This is a genomic window from Solemya velum gill symbiont, from assembly GCF_002020255.1.
Classification (GTDB): Bacteria; Pseudomonadota; Gammaproteobacteria; order Chromatiales; family Chromatiaceae.
Map to the genome: position 1 here is coordinate 1 of NZ_MPQG01000039.1, position 1,140 is coordinate 1,140.

The window sequence follows — 1,140 nt, forward strand, 5'->3', positions numbered from 1 at the left end:
TATAGACCCGTGAATCAACTGACGGGAGGATCGGCGATCGAATTCACCATACCTCCCATGGCGAACACGTATTTGGATCTGCAGAGGACCTTATTGAACCTAAAAGTGAAAATTACGAAGAGTGACGGAAGCGATGTGGGAGCTCTTACGGACGATGAAGTAGGTCTGGTCAACGCTCCACTACATACCCTATTTTCTCAAGTGGACTTGAACGTACAGCAACAGCCCATGAGCGAAGTCGGGTCCTGTTATCCCTACAAGGCCTATTTGGACGTACTATTGAATACGGAAGATAAGGTGGAATTGACCAGTCAACTGTTCGCGAAAGACATTAAGTCTAACGACGTCACTATTATCGGTGCAAGCAATACAGGTCTAGTCACGAGATCTTTCTTCACCCAGGAGGGGAAAACGGTCGAGCTCTTGGGTCGACTCCAGTTGGATCTGTGTCAACAAGATCGTTGGCTCCTCAACGGTTTACCGATACACTTGAAATTGTGGCAGAGCAGGGATACCTTTAGATTGTTGGCGAAAGACGAGTCGGCACAGTACAAGCTGAAGATCGAGGATGCCAGTTTGAAAGTGGCCACGGTGAAGGTCGATCCCGGCGTCATCGTGGCTCACGAGGAAGCCCTGAAAAAAGGAAACGACGCACTATACCCTTTCGTTAAATCCCTCGTCAAGACCTATGCGGTGTCACAGGGGCAGTTCGCCTTTTACGTGGACGATCTGTTTCAAGGAAGAGTACCTCATCGTTTGATCGTGGGACTGGTCTCATCGAATGCCGTCAACGGAAAATACACAAAGAATCCCTTCAATTTTAAACCCTTCGATTGTAACAAAGTGGGTTTCTACGTGGACGGACAGTCGGTACCGTCCCAGCCTCTACAACCTAACTACTCGGCCGAACAGTATACAGAAGCTTACGACACTCTAAAGAAGGCCGGTGGCCGAGCCGTGGACATCTGTTGGCTTAATTATAAGAAGGGTTACTGTCTGTACGTCATCGAACCTTTCGGCGTCTATAGGCCACACGGTCCGTCACGAAAAGGCCACACCCGTTTAGAACTGAATTTCGGTACGGCCTTACCCGAGACCGTGACTGTCGTCGTTTACGCCAAGTTCCCGGCTTTGATGAGA

1 protein-coding gene is annotated in these 1,140 nt (G+C 49.3%); it reads left to right on the forward strand.

Annotated features, from left to right (window positions below):
* Positions 1–93 precede the first annotated feature (93 nt).
* The coding region (locus tag BOW06_RS12810) for a hypothetical protein (RefSeq protein ID WP_143557329.1) at positions 94–1,140 on the forward strand (1,047 nt) is incomplete at its 3' end.